Genomic DNA, 2,503 nt, shown 5'->3' with positions numbered 1-2,503 from the left:
CCGGTCAGCCCTACGTTGGTGCGACCTTAAGCATGTACCCGCCTGAAGGCGATTCCCACCTGGGTAACTTCATTGCCTGGGATGCGCGTGAAGGTAAAATCGTCTGGTCAAACCCGGAACGCTTCTCTGCCTGGTCAGGTGCCCTGGCAACTGCCACTGATGTTGTGTTCTACGGTACGCTGGAAGGTTACCTGAAAGCAGTTGATGCCCAAACCGGTCGCGAGCTGTTCCGCTTCAAGACCCCATCAGGCATCATCGGTAACGTCAACACTTACAAGCACCAGGGTAAGCAGTACATCTCCATCCTGTCTGGTGTAGGTGGTTGGGCTGGTATCGGTATGGCTATCCCAAGCCTGGAAAACGACACAGATGGTCTGGGCGCAGTCGGTGCATACAAGTCACTGTCCAGCTGGACTAACCTGGGTGGTGTTCTGAGCGTATTCAGCCTGTAAGACCAAGACCCAATTCGATTAAGCAATTAATCGAACCAGTCTGATAAAAGGCCCGGCATCGCAAGATGTCGGGCCTTCTTTATTTGCGCTCTCAAGCCGGAGAAAAACAGAACTAAAATCATGGCCTGCGGTCTACTTACACGTTAGTTGCTGTTTCACGGCTTGTTAACATATTTTTATTATTCGCTCTTATTGTCTAATTCAAAATGGCTTCGGTGTCATGAGAGCTTTCGAAGGGACAGACTGATGACAAAAGTGATTTTGGTCGACGATCATGTTGTGGTGCGTTCGGGTGTAAAGCGTTTACTGGAGGAGCAGCCGGACTTGCAGGTAGTGGCAGAGGCCGATACCGGCGATGATGCGTACAAGCTCTATCATCAGCATCAACCTGATGTCTTGCTGATGGATATGAATATGGCTGACACCAGCGGCCTGGCCACACTGGGACAGATCAAAGCGCGTTTTTCTGATGCTAAAATCATTATGTTTACTTCCCGTCCCGAGGTCGTCTTTGCTATCCAGGCTATCAGTGCTGGCGCAAAAGGTTATGTGCTAAAGTCGAGCACGGCTGAAGAGGTTATCCTGGCAGTTCGTCAGGTCGCCAGTGGAAAAAGTTATCTTAGTTCGGAAGTCGCACAGGCAATTGCATTGCAAAATCTTTCTGCTGAGGAAGACCCTACACGGTCTTTAACGCCCAGGGAATTTGAAATCTTTCGTTTGCTTGCAGAAGGGGCAGACATTGACACAATTGCTGATACGCTTAAAATCGGTCAAAAAACAGTAGCTAATTATCAAACTCAGCTGAAACATAAGTTAAATATACATACCCCGATTCAGTTGGTCAGGCTGGCAGTCAAGCACCAAATCATACGATTGCAATAGCTCATCTTTCTCTCTTCAGATATTTTCCTGCATTCACGGGGAAAAACTCCTACCTCCATGGTGATAGTCTCCTAATGAAAAATGGGAAGATACGGCATAGAGTAGTGCTCAGTGGCTATTCACTTCTTAGTCACCCAACCAACTCTATAATTAGAAGAGGTAAATCTAATGAAGCTGAAAACATTATCATTAGCGATGATGTCATTGTCTGTCGCAGGTGCGGCGCAAGCCGACGAACTGCTGACAATGCAAGACAACCCAAATAACTGGGTGATGCCAGCGGGCAATTACGCTAACCAGCGTTATTCAGAGCTGTCCCAAATCAATAAAGACAACGTCAAAGATCTGAATATGGCCTGGTCTTTCTCCACTGGTGTTCTGCGTGGTCACGAAGGTAACGCGCTCGTTATCGACGGCACCATGTATGTTCATACGCCGTTCCCGAACATCGTTTACGCGCTGGATCTGAACAACGACGGTGCGATCAAGTGGAAATACGAGCCTAAGCAAAACTACGACGAAACTGTGCCAGTCATGTGCTGTGACACCGTTAACCGTGGTCTGTCTTACGCTGACGGCAAAATCTTCCTGAACCAGGCTGATACCACGCTGGTTGCCCTGAATGCCGCTGACGGCAGCGTTGTCTGGTCTGACAAACGTGACGATCCAAAACGTGGTGCGACCAGCACAGCTGCTGCTCACGTGTTTGATGACACTATCATCGTCGGTATTTCAGGTGGTGAGTTCGGTGTACGTGGCTACGTTCAAGCCTACGATCTGGATGGTAATGTAAAATACAAAGCCTACAGCACCGGTCCAGATGAAGAAATGCTGATCGACCCGCAAAAAACCACTTCCATGCTGAAGCCGGTTGGCAAAGATTCTTCTTTGAAAACCTGGCAGGGCGACCAATGGAAAATCGGTGGTGGTACAACCTGGGGCTGGTACTCTTACGATCCTGACCTGAACATGTTCTATTACGGCTCAGGTAACCCGTCTACCTGGAACCCGGTTCAGCGTCCTGGTGACAACAAGTGGTCCATGTCACTGTTTGGTCGTGATCTCGACACCGGTATGGCGAAATGGGTTTACCAGATGACCCCATACGATGAGTGGGATTATGACGGTGTGAACGAAGTCATCCTGGCTGAACAAAAAGTCAAAGGCAA

At 48.9% G+C, this 2,503-nt stretch carries 3 protein-coding genes; all 3 read left to right on the top strand.

Annotation, left to right across the window (positions count from 1 at the left end):
• Nucleotides 1-452, top strand: a 452-nt coding sequence (locus FH755_RS13665) for a PQQ-binding-like beta-propeller repeat protein (RefSeq protein ID WP_292441662.1), incomplete at its 5' end; no start/stop codon positions are given.
• Nucleotides 453-698: 246 nt separating this feature from the next.
• A complete protein-coding gene (locus FH755_RS13660) occupies nt 699-1,334 on the top strand; it encodes a response regulator transcription factor (protein WP_292441661.1) in 636 nt (211 codons plus the stop codon).
• A gap of 168 nt (nt 1,335-1,502) precedes the next feature.
• Nucleotides 1,503-2,503 (top strand): PQQ-binding-like beta-propeller repeat protein (locus tag FH755_RS13655; RefSeq protein WP_292441660.1); only part of this gene is annotated, 1,001 nt, incomplete at its 3' end.

The organism is Methylophaga sp. (assembly GCF_009711715.1).
Taxonomy (GTDB): Bacteria; Pseudomonadota; Gammaproteobacteria; order Nitrosococcales; family Methylophagaceae; genus Methylophaga.
Note: the sequence above shows the minus strand (reverse complement) of the source record. Positions and strands in the feature narration are given on the sequence as shown.

What these genes read in the sequence shown, in the direction of transcription:
- FH755_RS13660 (WP_292441661.1), top strand. Translation starts at nt 699, where the DNA reads ATGACAAAAGTGATTTTGGTCGACGATCATGTTGTGGTGCGTTCGGGT.